General features: G+C 53.5%; 1 tRNA gene and 1 rRNA gene. Both read right to left on the bottom strand.

The features are described 5' to 3' along the window. Nucleotides 1–4: 4 nt before the first annotated feature. Nucleotides 5–81 (bottom strand) — tRNA-Ile (locus JAO79_RS16150). 113 nt (nucleotides 82–194) lie between these two features. Beyond that, nucleotides 195–1,735, bottom strand: a 16S ribosomal RNA gene (locus JAO79_RS16155). Between the last annotated feature and the right edge of the window lie 81 nt (nucleotides 1,736–1,816).

Here is a 1,816-nt window from a genome sequence, read left to right on the forward strand (position 1 = left end):
ATTTTGGTGGGTCTGGGTGGACTTGAACCACCGACCTCACCCTTATCAGGGGTGCGCTCTAACCACCTGAGCTACAGACCCGGTTTTGCTTGTTACCATAACAAGCCAAGTCGGGCCTGAAAGACCCAATTGCTCTCTTTATTCAGCTAACCAAGTAATTCGTGTGGACTCTGACCGAAGCCTTCAGCTTCGTTTAAGGAGGTGATCCAGCCCCAGGTTCCCCTAGGGCTACCTTGTTACGACTTCACCCCAGTCATGAACCACACCGTGGTGATCGTCCTCCCGAAGGTTAGACTAACCACTTCTGGTGCAATCCACTCCCATGGTGTGACGGGCGGTGTGTACAAGGCCCGGGAACGTATTCACCGCGACATTCTGATTCGCGATTACTAGCGATTCCGACTTCACGCAGTCGAGTTGCAGACTGCGATCCGGACTACGACGCACTTTAAGGGATTGGCTCACTCTCGCGAGTTGGCAGCCCTCTGTATACGCCATTGTAGCACGTGTGTAGCCCTGGCCGTAAGGGCCATGATGACCTGACGTCATCCCCACCTTCCTCCGGTTTGTCACCGGCAGTCTCCCTGGAGTTCTCAGCATTACCTGCTAGCAACCAAGGATAGGGGTTGCGCTCGTTACGGGACTTAACCCAACATCTCACGACACGAGCTGACGACGGCCATGCAGCACCTGTGTCAGAGTTCCCGAAGGCACCAATCCATCTCTGGAAAGTTCTCTGCATGTCAAGGCCAGGTAAGGTTCTTCGCGTTGCGTCGAATTAAACCACATGCTCCACCGCTTGTGCGGGCCCCCGTCAATTCATTTGAGTTTTAACCTTGCGGCCGTACTCCCCAGGCGGTCAACTTAGTGCGTTAGCTGCGCCACTAAGGATTCAAGATCCCCAACGGCTAGTTGACATCGTTTACGGCGTGGACTACCAGGGTATCTAATCCTGTTTGCTCCCCACGCTTTCGCACCTCAGTGTCAGTGTTGGTCCAGGTAGCCGCCTTCGCCACTGGTGTTCCTTCCTATATCTACGCATTTCACCGCTACACAGGAAATTCCACTACCCTCTACCACACTCTAGCCGAGCAGTTCGAAATGCCGTTCCCAGGTTAAGCCCGGGGCTTTCACATCTCGCTTACTCAACCACCTACGCGCGCTTTACGCCCAGTAATTCCGATTAACGCTTGCACCCTCCGTATTACCGCGGCTGCTGGCACGGAGTTAGCCGGTGCTTCTTCTGCGAGTAACGTCAATCCCTAAAGGTATTAACTTTAGAGCCTTCCTCCTCGCTGAAAGTGCTTTACAACCCGAAAGCCTTCTTCACACACGCGGCATGGCTGGATCAGGGTTGCCCCCATTGTCCAATATTCCCCACTGCTGCCTCCCGTAGGAGTTCGGGCCGTGTCTCAGTCCCGATGTGGCTGATCATCCTCTCAAACCAGCTACGGATCGTGGCCTTGGTGAGCCTTTACCTCACCAACTAGCTAATCCGACTTAGGCTCATCCAATAGCGCAAGGTCCGAAGATCCCCTGCTTTCCCCCGTAGGGCGTATGCGGTATTAGCAGCCGTTTCCGACTGTTGTCCCCCACTACTGGGCAGATTCCTAAGCATTACTCACCCGTCCGCCGCTCGACGCCTGATAGCAAGCTATCATCGTTTCCGCTCGACTTGCATGTGTTAAGCCTGCCGCCAGCGTTCAATCTGAGCCATGATCAAACTCTTCAGTTTAAATCATACAAGAATCCGTAGATTCTTAATTCTTGCTCAAGACAAAACTCAATTTCGACGAGTCACTGTCCTGATATTTCG

Origin of the sequence: Marinobacter litoralis (genome assembly GCF_016427555.1) — a bacterium.
Lineage (GTDB): Bacteria > Pseudomonadota > Gammaproteobacteria > Pseudomonadales > Oleiphilaceae > Marinobacter > Marinobacter litoralis_A.